General features: G+C 56.7%; 25 protein-coding genes and 1 pseudogene. 13 read left to right on the top strand and 13 right to left on the bottom strand.

What is annotated here, in order from left to right:
• Positions 1-334: 334 nt before the first annotated feature.
• Positions 335-694 carry a DUF982 domain-containing protein gene (locus ACQZ5Y_RS20945; protein WP_065660350.1) on the top strand — a complete coding sequence of 120 codons (360 nt, stop codon included), beginning with the start codon at positions 335-337 and terminating at the stop codon, positions 692-694.
• 448 nt (positions 695-1,142) lie between these two features.
• Here ACQZ5Y_RS20945 and ACQZ5Y_RS20940 read toward each other — a convergent pair whose 3' ends face one another.
• A complete protein-coding gene (locus ACQZ5Y_RS20940; RefSeq protein ID WP_174051190.1) occupies positions 1,143-2,249 on the bottom strand; it encodes a citrate synthase/methylcitrate synthase in 1,107 nt (368 codons plus the stop codon).
• A gap of 19 nt (positions 2,250-2,268) precedes the next feature.
• Here ACQZ5Y_RS20940 and ACQZ5Y_RS20935 point away from each other — a divergent pair, with 19 nt between their 5' ends.
• Positions 2,269-3,519: a citrate synthase family protein gene (locus ACQZ5Y_RS20935; protein WP_236759171.1), complete on the top strand. Its 1,251-nt coding sequence runs from the start codon at positions 2,269-2,271 to the stop codon at positions 3,517-3,519.
• Positions 3,520-3,832: 313 nt separating this feature from the next.
• On the opposite strand, the gene ACQZ5Y_RS20930 is transcribed toward ACQZ5Y_RS20935, so the two are convergent.
• From ACQZ5Y_RS20930 to ACQZ5Y_RS20920, 3 genes are read right to left on the bottom strand one after another with little or no spacing between them, the layout of a single operon-like run.
• Positions 3,833-4,534: an SDR family NAD(P)-dependent oxidoreductase gene (locus ACQZ5Y_RS20930; RefSeq protein WP_174051189.1), complete on the bottom strand. Its 702-nt coding sequence runs from the start codon at positions 4,532-4,534 to the stop codon at positions 3,833-3,835.
• Between the two features lie 19 nt (positions 4,535-4,553).
• Positions 4,554-5,084: a lipocalin family protein gene (locus ACQZ5Y_RS20925; protein ID WP_174051188.1), complete on the bottom strand. Its 531-nt coding sequence runs from the start codon at positions 5,082-5,084 to the stop codon at positions 4,554-4,556.
• A gap of 31 nt (positions 5,085-5,115) precedes the next feature.
• Positions 5,116-5,679, bottom strand: coding sequence for a hypothetical protein (locus ACQZ5Y_RS20920; protein ID WP_174051203.1), 564 nt, complete (start codon positions 5,677-5,679; stop codon positions 5,116-5,118).
• Between the two features lie 245 nt (positions 5,680-5,924).
• Here ACQZ5Y_RS20920 and ACQZ5Y_RS20915 point away from each other — a divergent pair, with 245 nt between their 5' ends.
• The 3 genes from ACQZ5Y_RS20915 to ACQZ5Y_RS20905 all read left to right on the top strand — a co-directional run bounded on the left by ACQZ5Y_RS20915 (position 5,925) and on the right by ACQZ5Y_RS20905 (position 7,408).
• On the top strand, positions 5,925-6,362 hold the full coding sequence (locus tag ACQZ5Y_RS20915; RefSeq protein WP_111804058.1) for a curlin: 438 nt from the start codon (positions 5,925-5,927) through the stop codon (positions 6,360-6,362).
• A gap of 65 nt (positions 6,363-6,427) precedes the next feature.
• Positions 6,428-6,826, top strand: coding sequence for a curli-like amyloid fiber formation chaperone CsgH (gene csgH / locus ACQZ5Y_RS20910; protein WP_174051187.1), 399 nt, complete (start codon positions 6,428-6,430; stop codon positions 6,824-6,826).
• Positions 6,827-6,994: 168 nt separating this feature from the next.
• Complete coding sequence (locus tag ACQZ5Y_RS20905; RefSeq protein WP_174051186.1) at positions 6,995-7,408, top strand: curlin; 414 nt, start codon at positions 6,995-6,997, stop codon at positions 7,406-7,408.
• A 216-nt stretch (positions 7,409-7,624) separates the two neighbouring features.
• Here ACQZ5Y_RS20905 and phrB read toward each other — a convergent pair whose 3' ends face one another.
• The 6 genes from phrB to ACQZ5Y_RS20875 all read right to left on the bottom strand — a co-directional run bounded on the left by phrB (position 7,625) and on the right by ACQZ5Y_RS20875 (position 14,426).
• Entirely contained in the window at positions 7,625-9,148 is a 1,524-nt protein-coding gene (phrB, locus tag ACQZ5Y_RS20900) for a (6-4)DNA photolyase (RefSeq protein ID WP_336509983.1), read from the bottom strand.
• Positions 9,149-9,192: 44 nt separating this feature from the next.
• Entirely contained in the window at positions 9,193-9,753 is a 561-nt protein-coding gene (locus tag ACQZ5Y_RS20895) for a GNAT family N-acetyltransferase (protein ID WP_174051185.1), read from the bottom strand.
• 102 nt (positions 9,754-9,855) lie between these two features.
• A complete protein-coding gene (locus ACQZ5Y_RS20890) occupies positions 9,856-10,851 on the bottom strand; it encodes a hypothetical protein (protein WP_174051184.1) in 996 nt (331 codons plus the stop codon).
• Positions 10,852-11,001: 150 nt separating this feature from the next.
• Positions 11,002-12,327 (bottom strand): putative bifunctional diguanylate cyclase/phosphodiesterase, encoded by a 1,326-nt coding sequence (locus tag ACQZ5Y_RS20885; RefSeq protein ID WP_174051183.1) that lies wholly within the window; start codon positions 12,325-12,327, stop codon positions 11,002-11,004.
• A 288-nt stretch (positions 12,328-12,615) separates the two neighbouring features.
• On the bottom strand, positions 12,616-13,641 hold the full coding sequence (locus ACQZ5Y_RS20880; RefSeq protein ID WP_065660341.1) for an SAM-dependent methyltransferase: 1,026 nt from the start codon (positions 13,639-13,641) through the stop codon (positions 12,616-12,618).
• Positions 13,638-14,426 (bottom strand): DUF1295 domain-containing protein, encoded by a 789-nt coding sequence (locus tag ACQZ5Y_RS20875; protein ID WP_174051181.1) that lies wholly within the window; start codon positions 14,424-14,426, stop codon positions 13,638-13,640. The genes ACQZ5Y_RS20880 and ACQZ5Y_RS20875 overlap by 4 nt, the downstream gene beginning before the upstream one ends.
• Before the next feature lie 192 nt (positions 14,427-14,618).
• On the opposite strand from ACQZ5Y_RS20875, the gene ACQZ5Y_RS20870 reads away from it, so the two are divergent.
• The 7 genes from ACQZ5Y_RS20870 to ACQZ5Y_RS20840 all read left to right on the top strand — a co-directional run bounded on the left by ACQZ5Y_RS20870 (position 14,619) and on the right by ACQZ5Y_RS20840 (position 20,268).
• Positions 14,619-15,992, top strand: coding sequence for an NAD(P)/FAD-dependent oxidoreductase (locus tag ACQZ5Y_RS20870; RefSeq protein WP_112496256.1), 1,374 nt, complete (start codon positions 14,619-14,621; stop codon positions 15,990-15,992).
• Complete coding sequence (locus tag ACQZ5Y_RS20865; protein ID WP_112161209.1) at positions 15,989-16,807, top strand: DUF1365 domain-containing protein; 819 nt, start codon at positions 15,989-15,991, stop codon at positions 16,805-16,807. Before ACQZ5Y_RS20870 ends, ACQZ5Y_RS20865 begins: the two co-directional genes overlap by 4 nt.
• Entirely contained in the window at positions 16,794-18,026 is a 1,233-nt protein-coding gene (locus tag ACQZ5Y_RS20860) for an SAM-dependent methyltransferase (protein ID WP_004431399.1), read from the top strand. The genes ACQZ5Y_RS20865 and ACQZ5Y_RS20860 overlap by 14 nt, the downstream gene beginning before the upstream one ends.
• 28 nt (positions 18,027-18,054) lie before the next feature.
• Positions 18,055-18,432: a DUF2147 domain-containing protein gene (locus tag ACQZ5Y_RS20855; protein WP_174051179.1), complete on the top strand. Its 378-nt coding sequence runs from the start codon at positions 18,055-18,057 to the stop codon at positions 18,430-18,432.
• A gap of 20 nt (positions 18,433-18,452) precedes the next feature.
• Positions 18,453-18,884 (top strand): DUF2177 family protein, encoded by a 432-nt coding sequence (locus tag ACQZ5Y_RS20850; protein WP_025594888.1) that lies wholly within the window; start codon positions 18,453-18,455, stop codon positions 18,882-18,884.
• A gap of 131 nt (positions 18,885-19,015) precedes the next feature.
• Positions 19,016-19,558 (top strand): sigma-70 family RNA polymerase sigma factor, encoded by a 543-nt coding sequence (locus tag ACQZ5Y_RS20845; RefSeq protein ID WP_004431393.1) that lies wholly within the window; start codon positions 19,016-19,018, stop codon positions 19,556-19,558.
• On the top strand, positions 19,555-20,268 hold the full coding sequence (locus ACQZ5Y_RS20840; RefSeq protein ID WP_174051177.1) for an anti-sigma factor: 714 nt from the start codon (positions 19,555-19,557) through the stop codon (positions 20,266-20,268). The genes ACQZ5Y_RS20845 and ACQZ5Y_RS20840 overlap by 4 nt, the downstream gene beginning before the upstream one ends.
• A gap of 45 nt (positions 20,269-20,313) precedes the next feature.
• On the opposite strand, the gene ACQZ5Y_RS20835 is transcribed toward ACQZ5Y_RS20840, so the two are convergent.
• The 3 genes from ACQZ5Y_RS20835 to ACQZ5Y_RS20825 all read right to left on the bottom strand — a co-directional run bounded on the left by ACQZ5Y_RS20835 (position 20,314) and on the right by ACQZ5Y_RS20825 (position 22,029).
• On the bottom strand, positions 20,314-21,030 hold the full coding sequence (locus ACQZ5Y_RS20835; protein WP_174051200.1) for a DUF72 domain-containing protein: 717 nt from the start codon (positions 21,028-21,030) through the stop codon (positions 20,314-20,316).
• A 66-nt stretch (positions 21,031-21,096) separates the two neighbouring features.
• Positions 21,097-21,690, bottom strand: coding sequence for a general stress protein (locus ACQZ5Y_RS20830; RefSeq protein WP_019566741.1), 594 nt, complete (start codon positions 21,688-21,690; stop codon positions 21,097-21,099).
• A 21-nt stretch (positions 21,691-21,711) separates the two neighbouring features.
• Positions 21,712-22,029, bottom strand: a complete 318-nt coding sequence (locus tag ACQZ5Y_RS20825; protein WP_013761045.1) for a PepSY domain-containing protein — start codon at positions 22,027-22,029, stop codon at positions 21,712-21,714.
• 289 nt (positions 22,030-22,318) lie between these two features.
• Here ACQZ5Y_RS20825 and ACQZ5Y_RS20820 point away from each other — a divergent pair.
• A pseudogene (locus ACQZ5Y_RS20820) lies at positions 22,319-22,420 on the top strand (DUF892 family protein); the annotation flags it as partial.
• Positions 22,421-22,503: the final 83 nt, after the last annotated feature.

The raw sequence follows: 22,503 nt of genomic DNA, 5'->3' as shown, positions 1-22,503 counted from the left end.
AGATGACCGCGTCTGGCTCAAAGCACGCAGCGACGAGCCGCTCTTTATCTTCGCGTGACCAGCGCCGACGGCGCTCTACGGAGGTGATCACCTCAATTGGATGCTTCGTCATATGACTACTCCTGGTGTTACCACTAGGACTGGCAGTCAGAAGGCCGTCATCGCAAGACGGCCTTCACCGTGGGCTTACGGTAAGGCGGGGCCACCACTGCAATCAAACATAAGAATAATCGCGACGCGTAATATTTCCTGATCCATTATGTTCAGCCGATTTGAACAAGCCTCGCGCAAGGACAACAAAGTAATATAATCTTTGTTTGCTTGGAGATCGCAGATGGAACCTGGAAGGTGGTACAGTACGGTTAAGATCGAGCTTGGCGGCCAGAAGCGGATATACACCCGCATCTCATCGACACGTGGTGCGGCATCCTATCTCCTTGATCAGTGGCCAGGCTCTCGCGATAAATCGTACAAAGAGGCCGTAGTATCCTGCACGAAAGCGCTTAAAGGCTTGGTGAATGATGAAGTCGCGTTCAGCAGCTTCATCCATGCAGCCTCTACATCAGGACTCAGTTACGTAAGTACTCAACAAGGATCACCCGACGAATTCGAACAGGACATAAGAAATGCGCTGAGGCAATCGATTTTGAGCGATTTTGGAAAAATGCTTTTCGTCGATCGTCAGCGAGAGTAAGGCAACCTCGTATGCGCATCCTGAACCAGGCCGAAACTGGAGGCTCCGGCGCTTTCAAGCGTCGGGCGTCTCTACATTTTGGAACTGCACCTTGAGCCTGGGTGACAACAGGTCTGCGCAATGCAACTTTTGCTTAGTCAACCCAAGAGAAATGGACCTAGCGCAATGCCAGTTGATCAGAGCGATTATCCGGAAGACGTAAAAATGATGGCTTGGGTCATCACGTCTAAGCACCTGTGCCGTGGCGAGAGAGACATAAGCAGAATTGTCGCCGATGCGATCTGGCAGGAGCGCCAGAGATCGCTCAGTGAAACGACAAACCAAACGTCTGGCATTCAATTTGCTTGGTAAGGGTGGGCCGACGCAATTTCGATGACATTATGGACTCAAACTGCCAATCGGCGACGTTTGTATTAGTCTTAACACGCATCACACCGACACAATGATCTCATCTCGGTTGAGGGCCGATGTAGCGGGATTGTGGCCGGATGAGCCGTCCGGTGCGCTCCTGTTCCAGCACGTGGGCTGTCCAGCCCGCCATTCGTCCTGCTGCAAACACATTCGTAAAACTGTCGCGAGGGAAACCAACGGCCTCCAGTAAAAGCGCCGTATAGAATTCTACATTTGTCTGCAGTGGGCGCAGGGGCTTCTTTTCCTTTAGAAGGGCCAGCGCCTCCTCCTCCACCTTCCCCGCAAAGGAAATACGATCGGAGCCGTCCGCGAGAGCCGACACAGCCCCTTTTAACACGTCTGCACGCGGATCTCGCACGCGGTAGATCCTGTGGCCGAAGCCCATCAAGCGCTCGCCCCGGGCCAATGCAGCTCGCAGCCAGGGACTTATGTTTGCTTCTGATCCAATCGCGTCAAGCATATCGAGCACTGGACCCGGCGCCCCGCCGTGGAGAGGCCCCTTCAAGGCGCAAAGCGCCCCAACCACAGATGAAAAAAGCCCCGCCCCCGTCGAGGCAATAACCCGCGCGCTGAAGGTGGAAGCATTCAATCCATGATCGGCAACCGTGGTCAAGTATGCGTCAAGCGCTCGCACCTTATCTGGCGATGCCTGAGCGCCGGATATCATGCGTAGGAAGTCGGCTGAGAAGGAGAGCATGGCATCGGGCGCTATCGCGACAAAACCCTGCCTGCTTCGGACGATGGCCGCGACAAAGACCGGAACGGCCGCAACAGCCATCACGTGATGCGAAGTGCTTTCCTCGTCCGGCAAAGAAGACAGCAGAAGGCGCAACGCCTCGACAGAGGAAAGATTGGGCAGGACGGGAAGCAAGGGTTCCATGAGGCCGAACGCGCGCTGCCGTGCCGCTCCCAGTTTAAATCGAATGCTCTGCATAGTCATCACCTCCGGGGTCTGCCCGGCCCAGAGGAGTTCCAGCATCTGTTCGAAAGACCAGTCGGCAAGTTCCGCCAGGTGATGTCCGCTAATGATCAGTTCACCCTCCTGCCCATCCACGTGACTGAGGATGGTTTCGGCGGCGACGACTTCATCAAGGCCGGAAGCCGGAATGCGCCCAACGAAAGCGGGTATTGCGGACACTGTCATTCTCCTCAGTTAAATGCGAATGGCCTTGAAGATGCTGCAGCGTATATATATCGTCAATCTTGATTCATATAATCAATATGAGAACGCCATGCACCATTCTGACAAATTCATGACAGCCGCTCACGCCGCTTCCGAATTGGGCATAAGCCGGGCAACACTTTATGCATATGTGAGCCGTGGACTGATCCGCACCAGCGGCTCGCCGGATGACCCCCGTCGCAGGCGCTACAGCGCACATGACATTGAAGCGTTGAAGAAAAGAAAGGCCGTTGGTCGGCGGCCGAAACAGGTGGCGGCGACCGCACTGGACTGGGGACTGCCAGTGCTGGAATCCTCAATTACCGAGATCGCCGAAGGCCAGTTGCGCTATCGTGGCCGAGACGCCCTAACACTTTCACAGGATGCATGTCTCGAGGACATTGCGCGACTACTCTGGGATTGCGGCAACGATGATCCTTTCGCTGACATAAAGGCCGCTCCATCGCCATGGCCACACGCTGTCCTCGACCACGCCCGGGAGCTGCCGCTCACGGAGCGGTGTCAGACGCTCCTTCCTTTGGTTGAAGCTGGGCGCCTCACCGCCTGGCAGCGCGACAATCGCCGTCTATGGCCTGGCGCCGCTAACATGTTGCGAGCCACAGCTGCCGCCTGCGCCTCACGTCAGCCGGACAAGCAGCCAGTTCACCTGTTTCTTGCTGATGCCTGGCAGACGGACAGTATAGGCGCAGATCTTATCCGTCGCGCCCTCGTTCTGCAGGCCGACCATGAACTCAATGCCTCGACATTTGCCGTACGCGTCGTTGCGTCCACAGGCGCGTCCCTCGGTGCTTGTCTGAACGCCGGACTGTCCGCCCTGAGTGGGCCCTTGCACGGTGGAATGACCAGCCTTGTCGAATTGCTTTTCGATGAGTTGGAGCAGTATGGGGATGCTGAGCGAGTGATCGATCAACGTCTCCGGCGAGGTGAAACAATTCCTGGCTTTCACCATCCGCTTTATCCGGAGGGGGATCCAAGAGCGAGCGGTTTGCTTCCACATCTGCCGCCTAGGGCACTGCGGGACGAACTGTTGCAAGTCATGAACGAGACCGCCGGACAATTACCGACCTGTGATGTCGCTCTTGTCAGCCTGCGCCGTAGCTTAAATCTTCCCCGCGGTTCAGCTCTGGCCCTTTTCGCGATTGCTCGAACTGTGGGCTGGGTCGCGCATGCTCTGGAGCAAAAGCTCGATGGCAAGCTAATAAGACCTCGAGCCCGGTACTTGGGGCATTAGGTAAGTCGGCTTGATATGTTGCCTAAGAGCAGTTGGGAATTAAGGTCGTAGCAGCTGGAGGAGCAAGGTCGATTCGGGATTGCGAGCGTCGCGCTTCTTTTCAACAAAACCTTATTTGGTCGTTCCAACAAGGGCGCCTTTGCATCGTAAATTACTCTTGTTCAATAGCCCCGACGCTAATTGCGCGCCTCCTCAGCCGGACACTCCGTTATGGGAGTGAGCAAATCACGAGACAACCAGTAAAGAGTTTCAGCGGTATGATGGCCCATCATTCGCTCATTTCTAACTCGCCGGCGTCAACGAATGCCGGCACTCACCATTCGATCCTTGAACCGTCATAGGCAAAAAACTGCCCTGTTTGTGCCGGTGTGAGACCATCGATTGTTTCCATAAGCCGCGTGGCAGACTGCTGCGGGGTGAACAAGTCTTTGCCCTTCGAAAATTGCTGGGACAGGCCTGTTTCAACTGTTCCGGGATGAAGCGCCACGATGATGGCCTGTGGGTTTGTGCGGGCGATTTCGATCGCTGCGGTTCGAATGATCTGATTGTGAGCGGCCTTGGACGCCCTGTAGGAGATCCATCCGCCCAATCTGTTGTCGCCAATCGAGCCAACACGCGCGGACAGGGAGGCGAAAATGCTTCGCCTGTCTCTGCGCAGAAGCGGGGTGAAATACTTGAGGAGCAAAGCGGGCCCTATGGCATTGACCGCAAACTGCCTCGCTATGTGAACTTCGTCGATCGCCCTTATCGACTTTTCAGGACCGGCACCATCGACCGTCAAGGCACCGGTTGCATTGAATATCAGGTCGAAGGAGCCGCGCTGAGCCTCCAGACGGGCGGCAACTTCGCGCACTGTGGTTTCGTTCGTTATGTCGAGACCATCGACGCTTCGCGAGAGCGGCAAGGCGAACGCGCAACGAGGGTCGGCCTCGAAGTACGACAACAGGGCTCCACCAATGCCGCCGGATGCGCCCAAGACGATCGCCCTGTAGCCATTTTCAAGCGACTGCATCATCCATGCGCTCCATCAGCTGTTATTTCTGGACCGGAAACTCGAGCTTGCTGACGTCGTAGCCAAGCTCACGTGCTTTCGTGATCATTTTATTGAGCTTCGTTTTGGACGGGATGTTGCGGGCGTAGATCCACACATCGCCGGTCGACGGGTTGGCGCTGATGAACCAGGACTTATCAGGCGATTTGTAGAAAACCCAATAATTGAATGTGATGAAAAGAGGGTAGCGAACGCGCATCTTCGCATTGGTTGATCCAAAATCCTCGATCTTACCGACGCCGTTCACCGTCTTGAGGCGACCATTCGGATTTCCCGCTCGACAGCCATCTTCTATCAGCACTTCATCTGCCGATGCTCCCTGCCGATAGGTGGAATATCCTGCAACACATCCGTCTGTCAGCAACATGGGTGTACGGCCGATTTCAAGCCAGGTACCGCGGTAATGATCGAGACCCACGGCAACCGGTTTGGGGGCTGCGGAAACCGCAAAACCGGCAAACACAAACAGCGAAAATGTCAGGGCACCTATCACGCGGTTACAATGTCTAAGCATAAACTCCTCCTGTCGATGGCACGGCTCTTGTTCAGATTTCGGTTCGCCGTGAAATGCCGGCATATCTAAGGGCGATAAAGACCATGAGGCTGGCGGCAGAGAACGCATTCAGATTGAGAAGCGTTGCAAGATCATCTGCCGACCAGGATTGCAGCGGCGCGCCCAGAAACGTCCGCGAGAAAAAGAAAGCGATGAAGACGAGGATTGCCGTCGCATATTGCCAGAGCTTCTCGTCTGCGCGGAACGACATGGCTGCAAGCATGATGCAGGCTGCGAAGAAAAATTCGGTGCCAGAAGCATGGCCGAATATTTTGGTTTCAAACAGCGTGTCGATTGTTCCCACCAAAGGGAGAGCGAGGCGCGCGGCCAACGGGGATTTTTTCGCCAGGAATGGTATCGCGAGAAAGAATGGCACCGACAATAGGGTGACAAGCGATGCCATGGCTCCGTCATCGACCAGATACCACACGTAAAGCGGATAAAATGGCTTGTTGAGGATGATGACCCAGGCAACGGTTATGGTTGCTCGTGTCAGATCATCTCTTGCAGCAGACCCTGCATTTGCGGGCTGGCCAGCGCGGCTTTGAAGCTCCATCGGACCCAGATTCGTCTCCCTTTTCGCCTGAACATTGAAGGCGCAAGCCATGTACGAAAGGCGAGCCAATTTGGTTTCATCCTGCCAAGAAAACTTTAGTCATCATGTTCGTCACCATTGTTGCGACGCTGGGACCATACCCCGCCAATGAACCACGACTGAATAATCTCTTCAGCTTCCGTTCCAACGGGACCGTCTACAACAAAGACGTTCAACCGCGGTCTTATCCGCCTGAGGAGACAGTCATGATCCGTACGTCTTTCGTAGCAATTGCACTCTCCGCTCTCGTTGGCTTCACCGCCACGGCCCCCGCCATGGCCAACGATGTGCGCATCGAACAATATGGCTGGTCGAACTCTGCCGGTGGTGCACAGGAAGGTTACGGCAACCGGATCCGCACCTACCAGAACGGCGGCTATAACCGGATCGTCGGCCATCAATATGGTCGTCACAACCTTTCGGCTGTGGGTCAGGAGGGGCATGACAATTACGGCTCCACCTATCAGAACGGCAACCGCAACGTGGCGGGCATCGGCCAGTTCGGCTCCAACCACACCACCATCCTGACCCAGGACGGCAACGGCAACATCGCGGCCGGCGTTCAGGTTGGCCGTGGGTGCAGCGCCAATGTCAACCAGGGCGGCAATGACAATGTAGCGGCCTTCGTGCAGGCCTGCCCGTAAGCCGCCGCAGGCCTTGACGTGCAACTGGTCGAGATCAAGTCAACAGATCATCAAGGAGACTAGCCATGCCCCATAGCGTCACACATCCACGCCGCCTGGCGGCTATCCTTGCCGTTGCACTGCTTCCCTTCGGCGCCATCGCAGCCATGTCGACCGCAAATGACCTGAGCGAAGGCAAGCTTTGCGAGATCAAGGCAACACCACAGGCAGGCATGGTCAGGCTGGAGGCCTTCGCAAAGGGCAACACCGGTGCTGGAGGTACCTATGCCTTTCACGTCGAAAATTCAGGAGGCAGCGGGAGTTCCGTCATCGACCAGGGCGGCGGCTTTGATGCCGCTGCCGGGCGTTCGCAACTTCTGAGTTCGGTAACGCTTGGCGCGAAGGGAGCGCAGTACAAGGCAGTGCTGGATCTCGAAATCGATGGCAGGCGCTTCAGCTGCACGAAGCAGGTTGGCGGCGACTAGGCTGACCTAAACCATACATTTCCACCAGAGAGGGCGCCGGTTGAGCGCCCTTTTCTTTTATCCTCTTGCAGCGACTGAACGACATGTGAATGGGCAATTCCGTTCGGGTTCAGTTGCAGGATGCGAGAGTGGATCATCGGCAAGGGCACTGACAGAATGGAGATCAGAATGACCCGCAACGTGTTGAAACTTCTCACCGTCACTCTGCTTGTTGGAGGCCTTGCGCCGCTCGGATTTACGGCTCCCGCCCATGCCGGTGGCCGCATTTCCTTTGACCTCGCGCCCGGCAATTCGGGGAGCGGGGATCTTTTCTCAACCGGGCTGCGCGCCTACTCGCTTTATCGCGATCTGAAAGATGCAGACATCCGGCAATTGGGCCGGGGAAATGCGGCAGGCATCGCCCAGAACGGTCGCGGCAATCTCGGCTTTATCCGGCAGCGGGGCAACGGCCATTCCGCAACGCTGCAGCAAAACGGCAATAACAATGCCTATGGCATTTTCCAGTATGGGCGGAACACCGAAACCAACGTGGACCAGAACGGAGACAACGGCAGCGGCCTGACGTTCAGCTACGGCTGGTAAGTGATAGTTTAAAGTAAGCTGAGAAACGAGGCAGGCTTCACGTCGTTTCCGATAGTTCGCCTTCGCCGCTCTCATCATTGGCGCTATTGCCGCATGGACCCGCGGCTCTGTCGGTACTACGCGGAGCCGGGTTTACGAGCCGCGTCATGACTGAGATATGCGCAGGACAGCTCTGATCGGGTATCCCGCCGTCGGCAAAACAGAGAAAGAGCCGCGTCAGCTCAGACGGTTCAAAAACAGAGCTGCCTTTGCCCTGATATCATGGCGGACGTCTTCGCTCATCCGGGACCATGTGGCGTAGGGCTGCGCCAGACGATGGTTGGATTTCAGCCTTTCACGGTTGCGGGCCAGAAAATCCCAGTATAGCGCGTTGAATGGACAGGCCTTGTCACCGAGACGCTCCTTGGGATCATAGCGGCAATTACTGCAATAGTCTGACATGCGATTGATGTAGTTGCCACTAGCGGCATAGGGCTTTGTTCCGAGAAACCCGCCATCGGCGAACTGGCTCATGCCGATCACATTCGGCAGCTCAACCCATTCATAGGCATCCGCATAGACCTCGAGATACCATTGATGAACGGCCTTCGGATCAATGCCGGCGAGAAGGGCAAAGTTTCCCGTGATCATCAGGCGCTGAATATGGTGAGCATAGGCATTTTCGATGGTTTCCGTAATTACGGTCGCCATGCAGTTCATGTGGGTTTTGCCCGTCCAGTAAAAGCCCGGCAGCGGCCTGTCGTTTTGGAAGAAATTGCTGTCGACATAGTCCGGTCCGGCAAACCAGTAGATGCCACGCATATATTCCCGCCAGCCGATGATCTGGCGAATGAAACCCTCGACGGCATTGAGCGGTGCCGCGCCCTCGTAGTAGGCGCGCTCCGCCGCCCTGCAGACCTCCAGCGCATCCAGCAGCCCGCAATTGATGTAAAAAGACAGAAGCGAGTGGTTGAGATACGGGTCATCCTGCAGCATGGCATCCTGCGTGGCGCCGAAATTCATCAGGAAATCGTTTATGAAGGCACTCAGCGCCCGCTCGGCATCGGCGCGGGTGACGGCGAAACCAAAGTTCTCAAGCTTGCCGAAATTGTCGGGAAACAGCCGCTCGACGGTGTCGATGACATCCCTTGTTATCCTGTCCGGTGCGAAGACAGGGTGTCTTGGCCTCAGCAGGTCCGGCTTGGCGGGGCTGCGGTTTTCCGAGTCAAAATTCCAGCGTCCACCGACCGGCTCTTCGCCACTCATCAACAGGCCAGTCTTGCGACGCATTTCCCGGTAGAAATATTCCATCGTCAGGCTTTTGCGCCCGGCCGCCCAGCGCTCGAACTCCTCATGGCTGGCAAGAAAGCGCCGATCAGGGCGGATATCGACCTCGATGTTGAAGGCACTGGCGAAGCGCTCGATCTCTGACTTGACGCGCCATTCTCCAGCCTCGGTGACGCAGATTCTGGAAGGGGTCAGGTCGTTTAACGCCCGCTGCACCTCGCCGGAGAAGGAGCCCGCATTGTCGCGATCATCAATCCGCGTGTAGCGAACCCGGTATCCTTCGCCACGCAGTTCCTCGGCGAAGTGGCGCATGGCGGAAAAGATGAAGGCGATCTTCTTTTTGTGATGGCCGACATAGGTAGCCTCCGCCATTACCTCGCAAAGCAGGATCGTGTCGCGCGTCTTGTCGACACCATCCAGCGAAGATAAGGAGGGACTTAATTGATCGCCGAGGATCAAGACCAGTTGAGACACCGACAATTCCCTTCAAACCCAACATAATCATCACCTGCGCAAGATCACGGGCTAGACGCCCACTCCCTCTTCAGGGTGGCATAGATGAATTCGTCCCCCCAGGTGCCGCCAAACCGGTCATTCTCGATCAAATGCGCTTCTTTCCGCAGGCCAAGGCGTTCAACAACGCCGATCGATCCGTGGTTCAGGGCATCCAGCCGCGCGAAAATCCGGTGATATCCGAGCGTCTCGAAGCCGAGGCTTATCATGGCCCGGACCGCTTCCGTCGCATATCCCTTACCTGAAAAATCAGGATTGAAGACATAACCGACTTCCGCCTGCAAAGCCGCCTTGCTCGCGATTTTAAGCAGGACTTCACCGATCAACGTGTCATCGTCACTGCGCGTAACGGCAAGTCGCAACGTATGGCCGTCCTCTTCGAACGGAGCCTCGAGCAGCGCTGCGAATTGGGCTTTCACCGCATCATCCGAAGGCGGTGCGGCATAGAGGAAACGGTAGACGTCATCGCGCGTGTGGTAATCGGCGTATGATGCGAGATCAGCGGCCTGGAATTTACGAAGGATCAGCCGGTCGGTCTTTATCGGTAGGTAGGTCTCAGGGTTCATTTATGCGCACTTTCAATAATGCGCGATATCTGGGGTCGCGGGCACCTGATCGCAAGAGAGACCTTCATCGAGATCGTTCAGAGTATCTGGTCCACCAATGCGCTAGTCGGAAAAGGTGGTCAGAAGCTCCCCGCCTCTGTTCAGCACGCTTGACCGATGCGACACCGGTTCAGAACCGGTGGACGCAGGAGATGGTGTTACCAACCATGCACCGGGATAATCAGTCCGGAAGTGCCGGGGATTGAAGCGAATTCCACTGCCGGCTGCGAAGTGGAGCGCGCCCGCTGTTGCTTCCTTCGACAAAACCGCGCTTCGGATTTCATAGAGTTTTCTTTCTCCATCGAGGGCGAGCGTGACATCGTCAAGAGCGAAATCATCAATGCGAATAGCTTGGCCCGTGGGCGTGTCGATTACCCACCTGTCGGAATCGATGAAACCGTCAATATAGACATTGCCGGAGGAGGCACGCAGAAACGTGCCTTTCGGCAAGACAATGCCGTCGACGATATTCCCGTCGGCAAGGACACATCGGCTGAAAGCGGATACATCCCCGTCAGCCTTCAGGTCGAATTCCACCGGTTGTGTCGCATCGCAGCGCCAGCCGCTCTGCAGGGTCACGCCGTTGCCCGTCACCCGCATCGTCTCTGGAACAAAGCCGACGGTCTCATAATTCCCGTTGGTTTTTATCGCGATATAGCGGGCGATCTCGACGGCATCGACATTCGCGACCCGCACGGGATGGGGGAAGACCGCGCGGTTGAAGGATTCCCTGGTGTCAGCCACGGCCAGTTCAAGTTTCGTGCCCTTGGGCATGTCGATCTGGCCAAGGCGCACCGGCTCCCCAAGCTCCGGGCGATAGCTAGACGCCATTTCCCTGTCATAGATACGCATCTGGTGATAAAAATTACCGAACTGCCAAAGTGTAAAAATCGCAATGGCGGTGGCCAAACCATAGGGCAGCATCATCGGGCGCGCCCAGCGGCCTCCTGCGTATCGTGCAACCAACACCACTGTCCAGATACCCCAGACCAGTGTCGTGGCAAGAAGGAAGGCAAGCAAAAGCAGCGTTTCGACGGAGGGTAGTGCAACTGGGATCATGCGAACCAACGAAATGATGTGGATCGATTGCGATCCTGACAGGCAAGATAGCTCTATCCGACGAATGGTGCATTGTTCAACGGCCTGATCTGCCGGCAGGCACGCCATTGAATTCGATCCTGATGCCTCAGCCTATCGCAAAACGTCCGGTCAGGACGATGGGCGGGCGGCATATTGCTCGAATTCGACGAGGCTCGTCGGCCTCGCAAAAAGATAGCCCTGAAACAATCGGCAGCCGTAGGACAGCATCATCCGCAGTTCCGCCTCGGTCTCCACGCCTTCGGCCAGAACTTCCAGTGAAAGGTCGTGCCCCATCTGGACGATATTTCGCGTGATTGTCGCCATACGCCCGCTTTCGGTCACCCCCGTCACGAAGCTGCGATCAATCTTGATCTGTTTGAGCGGCAATTGCCGCAGGTAGCTTAGTGAGGAGTAGCCAGTGCCGAAATCGTCGAGTGAAATCGTGAAGCCGGAACGATCAAGGAGCTTCATTTTCGCGATCGCTGCTTCTATGTCGAATAGGAAAACGCTCTCGGTCAGCTCCAGCTTTAGAAGCTGTGGCTTGATGCCCTGATACGAGGCGGCATCAAGAAGCTGCCCGGAAAATCCCGCGTCGACGAAATGATCGGCAGTAATGTTGATAGACAAGGTGAGATTCTGGGTTGCCGGGTTCTCCTGCCATCTCGCAAGTGTCTTGCAGGCTTCGGCAATGACCCAAGCGCCGATTGTCGGCATGAAACCGGTTTGCTGCGCAAGCGCGATGAAATCGGCTGGCGGGATGTATCCCCGTTTCGGGTGGTTCCACCGCAACAGCGCCTCTGCGCCAAGCAGCGTGCCATCCGCGCGAACCTGCGCCTGATAGAAAAGTTCAAACTGGCCATTCGAAAGCGCGGAGCGCAGTTCCAGGGCTTTTTTTGTATGACTGCGAAACTGCGCCTGCATGGCGGCGACGCCGCCACACAGCATCAACGCTGCGAAAACGCTGTTGAACCAGGCGCTGATGCTGCGCACATCCTGCGGCATGGGAGTGCTGAACGAAAAACGCGCGGCCGACGCGCAGAAATAAACAAAGACCGCGAGACTTGCCGCGATGACCAGAAACTGGGCGGCGGAACGCTGGCGTTGAAAATTCATGTAGCCGACGAAGATGATGACGAGCAGGTAGAGATGCGTCGTCCTCGGTATAGTATCGTCTGAGACATCGATAGCGACGGAATACCAGCAGACGAACAGGATGCAGGCGCTCTGAGCCAGGATGAGTCCGAGGGAAAAGTGGCCCATCAGGCAAGTCAGCCAGCACGGCACGATCGCAACCCCCAGAATGAGGAGGCTGAGCGCAATGCCCCATCTTTCCGTGAGAATGAAAAACACGAACCAGCCAGTCGCCAGCGCCACGCCCATCCAGGCTGCAACTCGACACAGGAGAAGAAGATGCTGCGAATATTCCTCTCGGTCTTTTGTTTTCTGAAATGGCATGCTGACCCTTGGCTTGGACTACGGGGCGAGCCCGCTCCTTGATGCAAAAGCCGAACGGAAGCTAGACGAGGTCGCCGAACTTCGCAGATTTCAAAAAACGGGGTTAAGCAAACAGGAATGAAATACACAAATTTTGCACGATCAAATCATGCACAATCAATCGCATATCCATTTTTCCCGCTTCGCCGGCCTCAGCGACCTGCGCCAACCGAGGAGACACCTTCGCCGCATTGCAACGAAGGGCGAAGCGGCGCCGGATTGGGTTCGCATGCGCGTGTTTGCAGCGATCTAGACGCGCGCCATGAGGTAGTGTCCAACGCCCCAGACCTTACCGTCTTCGTGCCCGAAAAGACCTGCCGTCGCGAGGAAGAACAGTCTCCAACGCCGTTCCCACAAGCGCGCATCGTTGCCATAGACCCTCTGCAGGATCGGTCGGATACGGTCGATCTCCCGGTCGAAATTTCCAAGCCAGTCGAGGGCCGTCCGGCGATAATGTGATCCCGACCAGCGCCACTCCTGTTCCACGGTGAACTGCGCCGGGAAACGGTGAGGAAGATCGAAGGCAGGCATAATGCCGCCGGTGAAGAAATGCTGCGCGATCCAGTCTGCCCGGTTGCCATGGTCGAAACGATAGGATCGATCACGGTGATTGAAGACATGAAGGAAGAACTTGCCCTCGAGCGTCAGCCACGAGCGGACGCGCTCGAACAATGCCTGCCAGTTCGACATGTGCTCGAACATTTCCACCGATACGACACGGTCGAAACGCTCGTCAGTGGTGAAATCATTCATATCGGCCGTCACCACCGAGAGGTTCGACAGGCCACGCTCATTTGCACGTTCGATTATATATTCGCGCTGCGAAGCCGAGTTCGAAACGGACGTAATCCGCGCATTGGGAAACCGACCGGCCATATAAAGGGAGAGCGAACCCCAACCACAGCCGAGTTCGAGAATATTCATCCCGTCCTGTAATCGGGCATGGGAAACGGTCTCTTCCAGCGCCAATGTTTCAGCCTCATCCAGCGTTGTCTGAGCATTGGGATAAAAGCAGCAGGAATATTTTCTTTGCGCGCCAAGGACGATTGCAAAGAATTCAGCCGGCACCTCGTAGTGCTGCCTGTTCGCCTCGTCGGTGTGTGTGGCGACGGGAAATTTCGCCATATCAGACACAAAAGCGTTTTCTTCCGCCGCCGGAACGCCGGCAAGTCGCCGTTTGGTACGGGCGCAGAGCATGTCGATGCCCGCAAGGGTCATATTGTCACTCAGCGGTGCGCGTTCGGCAGCGTTGATGGCGAATGCGAGCATGTTCATGGCGTGTCCTCATTCTTGCGTGGCCCCGGAAAGAAGGCGTTGACGCGTTTTTGCAGGGCGCGGAATTTCTCTCCGCGTGATTTCAGCATGTGTTCTTCGAGCGGGGGAATGCCGGAGACGTGGACGAGCAGCCAGTACATCATGACTGGCGCAGCAAGCGACAGCCATGACCACGGCTGCGCATGGATGGCCAACAACGGAAAGCCGCACCAGAAAAGCCACTCGAAAAAGTAGTTGGGATGACGCGAGTAACGCCACAGACCAGTCTCGCAGACGCCGGTTTTGGCCTCTGGGGTTTTTCTGAACTGTGAAAGCTGTGCATCAGAGGTCGCTTCGCCGACAAGCGCACCAGCCGCGATGATCAACGCTATCACATCGATAATGCTTGGAAATGGCAGAGGATTGCTGGCGGCAAGATAGACGGCGAGAACCAGCACAAAGGCGGCAACGGCCTGGATCTGGAGAAAAGCGAAAAGCCGCAACGAGGCATTGCTGCCCCATTCTTCTATAAGCTTCGCGTAACGTGGATCTTCGCCACCTCCCCTCGTCCGCATGCCGATGTGTCCCGCGAGCCGAAGCGACCACACCAATACGAGAAAGAGAACCGCTCCCTGGCGCCAGAGATCACCATCGGAAAACAAGACGGCAACCACTCCGCCGAGCCCGACACTCGCAGACCAGACGGTGTCGATCCAGCCACTCGAGCCTGTGTAACGCTGCAACGCCCAGGCTGCCGCCATCAGAAGCGACATCAGCACGGCAAGGGCCACCACAACAGACATCATCACCATTCCGCTCACTGTATTCGAAGGACTTCAGACCAAGTTTCCAGTGGCAACTACGGGCGAGACGGCAAAAGAGTTTCAAGCGCCTGACAAAATTCTGAAAAATTTGCGCGCCGCTGAAACTTATCGATCCGCTCCTTCGTATCTGTCGCAGGCCGTAAAAATGAATTGTGAATGCAATAGCGAGGAACCATGTTCGATACCGAAGCCAAAAGAAAAGACAGCCGGCGAAACATCGCCGTGATCGGAACAGGCATTTCCGGTCTGTCTGCGGCCTGGCTTTTGTCGAAACGGCATGATGTCACGGTTTTCGAGGCTGCGGACCGCGTTGGCGGCCACAGCAACACCGTGACGTTCAAAACTGAACAGGGTGTGGTGTCTGTCGATACGGGTTTCATCGTCTATAATGAGGTGACGTATCCCAATCTGACGGCACTTTTCAAAACGCTGGGAGTGACGACCGCAGCCTCCGACATGTCCTTTGCCGTTTCGCTAGATGATGGCGGTTTCGAATATTCCGGCGGCTCTGGCTTTGGCCTTTTGGCGCAGAAGAGAAATGCCGTCAGACCGCGCTTCTGGGCAATGCTTGCCGACCTCTTGCGCTTTTATCGCAATGCCCCGCGCGATCTGCCGATGATGGGCGACATGTCGCTCGATGAGTATCTTTCGCAAAACAACTATGGCGACGCCTTTCGCAACGATCATCTTTACCCGATGGCAGCAGCCATATGGTCTACCCCGGCCATGGAAGTCGGCCGTTACCCGGCAGCACATTTCGTGAAGTTCTGCAGCAATCACGGCCTGCTGTTGCTGCGCAACCGGCCCGTCTGGCGCACCGTTGTCGGCGGCAGCCAGGAATATGTGAAACGACTCACTGCGCCATTCGTCGATCGCATTCGGCTCTCGACACCTGTGACGCGCATCCACCGCCTGGCGGACGGGGTCGAGATCGCCAACACTAACGGCGAATTCGAACGGTTCGACGATGTGGTGATTGCCACACACGCAGATCAGGCGCTGGAGATGCTGACGGACGCGACGCAAGCCGAACGGCGCATTCTCGGCGCGTTTGGCTATACGAAAAACAGGGCGGTACTGCACACGGACAGCAGTTTCATGCCCCGCAGGCGCACCGCCTGGTCAAGCTGGAACTATGTGGCCGATACGCGCATTGAAACGGGGCAGCCGAGCATCACCTACTGGATGAACAAGCTTCAGCCTCTGGGTGAAATCCCTGACACCTTCGTAACGCTGAACCCGACGCGCGAACCGGAAAAGGGAAAAATCATCACCGAGGAAACCTACCACCATCCTGTTTTCGATGCCGGCACCGAGCAGATGAGGCAGGAACTTTGGGCCTTGCAGGGTTTGAGAAACACCTGGTTCTGCGGCGCTTATTTTGGCTCGGGTTTTCATGAAGACGGCATTCAGGCGGGGCTTGCCGTCGCCGAGGATCTGGGCGGCCTGTCGAGGCCCTGGAAAGTTACCGATGATAGCGGCCGGATCGTCCGTCTGAATTTGGCTTCGCGGAAAAGAACGATCAAACTCGTTGAGGCGATCCCATGACGTCTCATTTCTCCTCCGCCCTTTTTCCCGGACATGTCATGCATGCGCGCTTCAAGCCGAAAGCGCACCGGCTCGCCTATCGCATTTACTCGCTGCTTCTCGACCTTGATGAACTCGATGCGCTTGACCGTAAGCTGCGGCTGTTCTCCGTCGATCGTTTCAACCTGTTTTCCTTTCACCGCCGGGACCGCGGCGACGGGAGCAAGATGGAATTGCGCAACCAGATCGAAAACGCCATGACGGCCGCAGGCATGACCGTCGATGGTGGTCCGATCCGTCTGCTCACCATGCCGCGCCTTCTCGGCTGGGCCTTCAATCCACTCAGCGTGTTTTTCTGCCACGGCCGGAACGGGTCTCTCAAAGCCATTCTCTGGGAAGTCGACAACACGTTCGGCGAGCGGCACTCCTACCTTATCCCGGTGGAGACCGAGGGTGCGGCCGAGATCGTCCAGCGCTGCGACAAGGCCTTCTATGTCTCGCCCTTCATGGACATGGATCTCCGTTATGTATTCCGGGTCATTCCACCCGGCGACAAGCTGAAGATCGTTATCGATACATTTGACGACGAGGGGCCAGTCCTGACTGCAAGGCATCTGGCGCGGCGCGTCGAGCTGACCGATGGCGCGCTGCTGAAGGCGTTTGTCACCATCCCCTTTCTTACCCTCAAGGTTGTTGCGGGCATCCATTGGGAAGCACTTAAAATATGGCTCAAGGGTGTGCGGTTGAGAAAACGACCGCGTCCACCGTCTGCCCCTGTCTCCTTCATTCACCCATCACCATCGCAAATCGAGGCCAAACTTCATGACCCCGTTTGACAATCTCAACGAACTATCGCTGGAAAACACGCAGATGCGGCAACGCACCGGTCCCGAAGGCTGGCTCATGGCCAAGCTCTTGAACAACGTCTCCAAGGGCAGACTGCGCGTCATGCTGCCCGGTGGCGGCGTGATTGAGAAATCCGGGGAACATGAGGGCACAGAGGCGACGCTTGTTCTCCATCGCTGGCGCGCGCTACGGCGGCTCATCCTCAATGGCGACATCGGTTTTGCCGAGGGTTACATCGAAGACGACTGGTCCACACCGGATCTGACCGCCCTGATCCGTTTTGCGGCACAGAACAACGACGCTTTCGGGGGATCGACGCGCGGTAGCCTGCCCATGCGCCTCATCAATCGCCTTGGCCACCGGCTGAACGCCAATACAAAGCGCGGCAGCCGCCGTAACATCGAGGCCCATTACGATCTCGGCAACGAATTCTACCGGCAATGGCTCGATTCCTCGATGCTCTATTCGTCGGCGATTTTCGACGATACGACGCCAACGCTTGAAGCGGCCCAACTCAAAAAACTCAACCGCATCGTCGACAAGCTGCAATTGAGCGGCGGTGAGAGCGTATTGGAGATTGGCTGCGGCTGGGGGGCGCTTGCAATTCACCTCGCGACCCAGGCGGATGCCAACGTTACCGGCCTCACCCTTTCGCCATCCCAGTTGAATTGGGCAAAGGCCGCAGCGGAGAAAACCGACAAGGCTGAGCATATCGATCTCAGGCTCGAGGACTACCGCGATGTCGAAGGCAAGTTCGACCGCATCGTTTCCGTCGAGATGTTCGAAGCGGTCGGGGAGGCCTATTGGCCGAGCTATTTCGAAACACTGAAACGCTGCCTGAAACCCGGCGGGCGCGCGGTGCTGCAAATCATCTCCATTGAACCTGCCCGGTTCGATAATTACCGGCGAAATGCGGACTTCATCCAGAAATACATCTTTCCGGGCGGCTTCCTGCCATCTGACGAAGCCCTTGAAAGAGCAATCGGCAGAGCGGGCCTCAGCCTCACCGATACCGAGCTTTTCGGCCAGTCCTATGCCCGCACGCTGGCGGAATGGCGGCAGCGTTTCCATGCGCGCTGGCAGACAATCTCGCTGCTGGGTTTCGATGACCGCTTCAGGCGGCTCTGGGATTATTACCTTTGCTACTGCGAAGCCGGCTTTACCGAGGGGACCATCAATGTTGGCTTCTACACGATCGAGCACAAATAAGGCGGGGCAACAACTGCGGAGAAAGACGATGAAAATCAATCCCTTGATAATCGCATACGTCCTGGGTCCGATGCTCGCGGCCTCTGGTGCCGGAGCAGCCGACATCGACGGAAACTGGGCGCGCGGCGACGGCAACGCGAAAGTGCTGATCGCGCCCTGTGGCGACAATATATGCGCCACCAATACCTGGATCAAACCGGGCACGCCCGAGGAAAAGACCGGTGACCGGCTGATCATGACCATAAAGCCAGATGAAACAGGCGTCTATTCGGGCACCGCCTTCGATCCGCAACGCGACAAATCCTACAAGATAACCGTGACGGTTGATGGCAACAGCATGACCACCAAGGGCTGCATTGTCGCTGGTCTCCTGTGCAAAGGCATTACCTGGGCCCGCATCAACTAGACTCTGGAAAGGACAAACCGATGAAGACCTATATCTCAGCCTACTTCTTCACCCTCATCGCCTTTCTGGTGATCGACTTCATCTGGCTAAGCACCATGGCGTCGCGGCTTTATCGCCCGGCGATCGGCGATCTTCTGGCTGAGAACTTCCGGCTGGCCCCGGCGATCATCTTTTATCTAATCTACGCGGCCGGACTGACCTTTCTTGCGGTTCGTCCAGCCCTCATATCAGGCCAGTGGACGACCGCATTGGTTTATGGTGCAGCCGTCGGCTTCATGGCCTATGCCACATATGATCTCACCAATCAGGCAACGTTGAAAAGCTGGTCCACGACATTGACCATCGCAGATCTTCTGTGGGGCACCTTCGTCTCCGCAGCCGCTGCCATCATCGGTTACCTCGTCACCGTACGGCTGGTCGGTCCACTGCAAAATCCGGCAGGTGTGTTATGACAGCGACCATCCCTGCCGCCTGCTTCCACCCGGCCAATTTTTGGCCGGGAAGACGTGAACTTCATTTCGCGCATGCCTTGCCTTCCCACAAAGGACAACCCTATATAGGAGGCGCAAGAAGGGATGTTCGAATGCAGGGTACAGAGATAGCAACGCTCATAAACCGCGTCGGCATGGGCGATCGCTCGGCATTCGTTTCCCTCTATCAAGCCACCAGCCCGAAGCTTTATGCGATCTGCCTGAAAATCCTGCGTGACAGGACCGAAGCCGAAGAAGCGCTTCAGGAAGTCTATATCAAGATCTGGCAACGAGCCCTCACATTTGCAGCAAGCGCCGGCACACCGTCGACGTGGCTCGCCGCAATCGCCCGAAACCATGCGATCGATACGATCAGGGCCCGCAAACCCGTGGGCGACGACATTGACGAAGCCTATGACCTTGCCGATGACAGCATCCGCAATCCGGAGCAGCAGGTCGTTCTCGCCGATGAGGGTCGCAGGATCGACAATTGCATGCAGGAACTTGAAACCGTTCATGCGCAGGCGGTGCGTCGGGCCTATATCGAAGGGCTGAGCTATATCGAACTCGCCAAGGAATTGCGGGTGCCACTCAACACGGTCAGAACCTGGTTGCGGCGAAGCCTTCTCAAACTCAGAGAGTGCATGCAGCGATGACAACGAGCGAAAACAGCGAGGGCATGCATTCGCGCGACGAAATCCTCGCTGGCGAATATGTGCTCGGCGTGCTGCCGTTTGAAAAGCGTCGTGAGGTCGAGCGGCGCATGCAGGACGACATGGTCTTCGCGCAGCTGGTCCACCGTTGGGAAAGCGAATTTTCAGACTTCAACGTGGATTACGAAGAACAGGCGCCGAGTGCGGCCATTCTCGCCCGCATTGAAGAACGCCTGTTCGGCAGCAAGACCAGCAACGCCAATGGCAGCCTGTGGAGTTCCGCATCCTTCTGGCGATGGATATCGGTCGCCACGAGCGCGGCTGCCGTGGCAGCAATCGTTTACGCCGCATTTCCCGAAAAATGGCAGGGCACAGCTCCGCTGGTAGCAGAACTTTCGACAACGGACAGTCAGGTCAACCTGCTTGCATCCTATGATGCAGAGACCGGCAGGATGCACATTATACCGGTTGCGACCGGCAAGGCCGATGAGAAATCACTGGAATTGTGGCTTGTGATGGATGGCGGCAAGACCCGTTCGCTCGGTGTCTTCCAGCCCGGAACGAATGGCGATCTCATTATCCCGGCGGATATGCGTAACAACATTTCGGAAGGCACGACCTTCGCGATCAGCGTGGAACCCTTCGGTGGCTCACCAACTGGTCAGGCAACCGGCCCTGTTATCGCGATCGGCACCGCACGAAGGCAGCTTTAAGGCGTCACGCCTTCATGCGCTTTTGCCAACTGCTGAATCATGAGCTCAGTCCGCGCACCGTTTAGTGGTTGCGCAATCATCGAGCATTGCCAGCGCGTTCTTTATTGCGGCACCGGAGGCGGTATTGTCGAAAACGCACCAGGATTCGGCGGAAAGGCGTTTTTTAAACGAGAGGATTTCGGCGGCGCTGTAGTCGGAATAATAAATCCGGGGAGCGCCGTGCAGCCGGACATATTTGGGCGGCTCGGAAAAATCACTCGCCGGCCAGACCGGTGCAGGATCGGCCAGCGCACGATCAATGGCAGAGCGTTGCAGAACCTCTTGCGCTGAATGCGTAGCCCAACTTGTGTGACGCGGTTCGAGTACCAGCATGCCGGGAAAGGTCTGACGCATAGTATCAAACGCGGCCTCCGCGTCGGAGGCATCAAATATGAGATTGGGTGGCAACTGGCACAATAAGGGTCCAAGCTTGCCATCCAGCGCCGCAAGTTCCCCAACGAATGCCTTGAAGACTTGTCCGATTTCCCGCAACCGGCGCTCATGCGTGATCTCGCGCGGCAGCTTCACGGCGAAGCGGAAGTCATCGGGCACCGAATTTGCCCAACGCTCGAACGTCGTTGGCCGGTGGTGGCGATAAAAGGTGGAGTTGATCTCGACGCCGTTGAATACGGCAGCATATCGGCTAAGCCCACTTCCCGTTTCGGGAAAACGGTGTGCCACAGTCTTGGGGATCGACCATCCAGCTGTTGCAATGACCGGCACTTTCACCTGCCCCCGAGGCTATCAAAGAGAAGGCCGGCATATGCCGACCTTCCCTGTTTCTAATGCTTAGCGTCTGTAACGCAGACGTTCCTGTTCGATTTCAGTGGGCTCATAAGGATCGAGCGTGTCGTCAAACCGTGACCAACCGTCTTCGGCATAGGCCGCGCGCCGCTTGTCCGGATCAACCCAGTTGGACTGGCGCAGGACTTCTTCGGCGTCCGTGTAAAGGCTGTCCTCGACCTTCGCGGTCACGAGCGTGCCACCCCGGCGAACGCCTTCTGCGTAAACATGGGCATGGTCTTCGGAAACGCCGGCGTCCGTCAGCGCGCCGATAAGGCCGCCGGCGGCGCCGCCTGCGACGGCACCGGCAACAGCGCCTGCCGCCGTCGCGGCAAGCCAGCCTGCCGCAACCACCGGTCCGACGCCGGGAATTGCCATGATGCCAAGGCCTGTCAACAGGCCGCCAACACCACCGACAGCAGCGCCGATGCCGGCACCCGTGCCTGCCCCTTCAGCAGCTTTTGAATCATTGCCATGGCGTTCGTCTGCATTGTTGGAAACAATGCTGATATCTTTAGACGGGACGCCGCGTTGTTCCAGTGCAGTAACGGCGGCGCTGGCATCGGAGTAGTCGTCGAAAAGTCCGGTAACGGTCTTCATAGGATTCTCCCAAAGATTGAATTAGTTAGCGACAATATTGCCCTGATAGTCGAGCGCCACGTTTACAGACTTGCCGTCCTTCGAGGCCTTGGCCTGCCACACGCCCTTGTCGTCGAGCGTAAGACCGGTCACTTCGGCATATCCGGCGTCCATAAGGCGTTTATTCGCCTGTTCCTCGGTAAAGCTGTTTGCGCCTTCCACAGGCGCAGTCGCATTCTTGGTGTCCGGCGTGGCGACGGCAGGCTTGCTGCCATCTGTGGCTGGAGCGGTGGACGTCTGAGCGAAGGCGCCAAGGGTCGACGCGCCGAGAAGCGCGGCGGCTAAAAGAAGCTTTTTCATGATTTTTCCTCGTTGTAGCCTTCAGTGCAGGCTCGACAGGGAAACAACATGTCGGGCCTCATGGTTCCGCCAATCTGAAAATAGAATTTGCTGGCCTTGCCGTTCCATCATCGTCGAAACGCCACCGAACTATCTCTGCCGGATGAGGAACGTCCGCCTATTCAACCGGTTACTGGCATCGCTGTGATGCCACCGCGCACCGGAATGTGAATTCTTTTCCCGCAGCAGGAACATCGTCTCCACTCAGGGGTTGTCCAAGTACATCATTCAAAGTTGATCGGATTCCCACATGCCTGCGGAAACTACATTGCATGACCTGTTCCTCGATACGCTCAAGGACATCTGTCTCGCCGAACAACAAGTGCTGAAGGCTCTGCCGAAGACCGTGCGGGGACCCTTCCAAGCTTAGGCCGTCTTTTAGGGCGGCTTTTTCATTTCCGGGTCGGATAGGCCCCTTCCAATTCAGGAGCCACA

The sequence above is a fragment of the Agrobacterium sp. A3-95 genome (assembly GCF_053521785.1).
This window is presented reverse-complemented; position numbering and strand designations above follow the sequence as displayed.

Coding starts and splice junctions, on each gene's coding strand:
- ACQZ5Y_RS20860 (WP_004431399.1), top strand. CDS start 16,794: ATGACCCCGTTTGACAATCTCAACGAACTATCGCTGGAAAACACGCAG.
- ACQZ5Y_RS20890 (WP_174051184.1), bottom strand. CDS start 10,851: ATGATCCCAGTTGCACTACCCTCCGTCGAAACGCTGCTTTTGCTTGCC.
- ACQZ5Y_RS20850 (WP_025594888.1), top strand. CDS start 18,453: ATGAAGACCTATATCTCAGCCTACTTCTTCACCCTCATCGCCTTTCTG.
- ACQZ5Y_RS20935 (WP_236759171.1), top strand. CDS start 2,269: ATGGCCTTGAAGATGCTGCAGCGTATATATATCGTCAATCTTGATTCA.
- ACQZ5Y_RS20885 (WP_174051183.1), bottom strand. CDS start 12,327: ATGCCATTTCAGAAAACAAAAGACCGAGAGGAATATTCGCAGCATCTT.
- ACQZ5Y_RS20925 (WP_174051188.1), bottom strand. CDS start 5,084: ATGCTTAGACATTGTAACCGCGTGATAGGTGCCCTGACATTTTCGCTG.
- ACQZ5Y_RS20915 (WP_111804058.1), top strand. CDS start 5,925: ATGATCCGTACGTCTTTCGTAGCAATTGCACTCTCCGCTCTCGTTGGC.
- ACQZ5Y_RS20880 (WP_065660341.1), bottom strand. CDS start 13,641: ATGAACATGCTCGCATTCGCCATCAACGCTGCCGAACGCGCACCGCTG.
- ACQZ5Y_RS20945 (WP_065660350.1), top strand. CDS start 335: ATGGAACCTGGAAGGTGGTACAGTACGGTTAAGATCGAGCTTGGCGGC.
- ACQZ5Y_RS20865 (WP_112161209.1), top strand. CDS start 15,989: ATGACGTCTCATTTCTCCTCCGCCCTTTTTCCCGGACATGTCATGCAT.
- ACQZ5Y_RS20840 (WP_174051177.1), top strand. CDS start 19,555: ATGACAACGAGCGAAAACAGCGAGGGCATGCATTCGCGCGACGAAATC.
- ACQZ5Y_RS20870 (WP_112496256.1), top strand. CDS start 14,619: ATGTTCGATACCGAAGCCAAAAGAAAAGACAGCCGGCGAAACATCGCC.
- ACQZ5Y_RS20940 (WP_174051190.1), bottom strand. CDS start 2,249: ATGACAGTGTCCGCAATACCCGCTTTCGTTGGGCGCATTCCGGCTTCC.
- ACQZ5Y_RS20875 (WP_174051181.1), bottom strand. CDS start 14,426: ATGATGTCTGTTGTGGTGGCCCTTGCCGTGCTGATGTCGCTTCTGATG.
- ACQZ5Y_RS20930 (WP_174051189.1), bottom strand. CDS start 4,534: ATGATGCAGTCGCTTGAAAATGGCTACAGGGCGATCGTCTTGGGCGCA.
- ACQZ5Y_RS20830 (WP_019566741.1), bottom strand. CDS start 21,690: ATGAAGACCGTTACCGGACTTTTCGACGACTACTCCGATGCCAGCGCC.
- ACQZ5Y_RS20895 (WP_174051185.1), bottom strand. CDS start 9,753: ATGAACCCTGAGACCTACCTACCGATAAAGACCGACCGGCTGATCCTT.
- ACQZ5Y_RS20905 (WP_174051186.1), top strand. CDS start 6,995: ATGACCCGCAACGTGTTGAAACTTCTCACCGTCACTCTGCTTGTTGGA.
- ACQZ5Y_RS20855 (WP_174051179.1), top strand. CDS start 18,055: ATGAAAATCAATCCCTTGATAATCGCATACGTCCTGGGTCCGATGCTC.
- ACQZ5Y_RS20920 (WP_174051203.1), bottom strand. CDS start 5,679: ATGGAGCTTCAAAGCCGCGCTGGCCAGCCCGCAAATGCAGGGTCTGCT.
- csgH (WP_174051187.1), top strand. CDS start 6,428: ATGCCCCATAGCGTCACACATCCACGCCGCCTGGCGGCTATCCTTGCC.
- ACQZ5Y_RS20845 (WP_004431393.1), top strand. CDS start 19,016: ATGCAGGGTACAGAGATAGCAACGCTCATAAACCGCGTCGGCATGGGC.
- ACQZ5Y_RS20825 (WP_013761045.1), bottom strand. CDS start 22,029: ATGAAAAAGCTTCTTTTAGCCGCCGCGCTTCTCGGCGCGTCGACCCTT.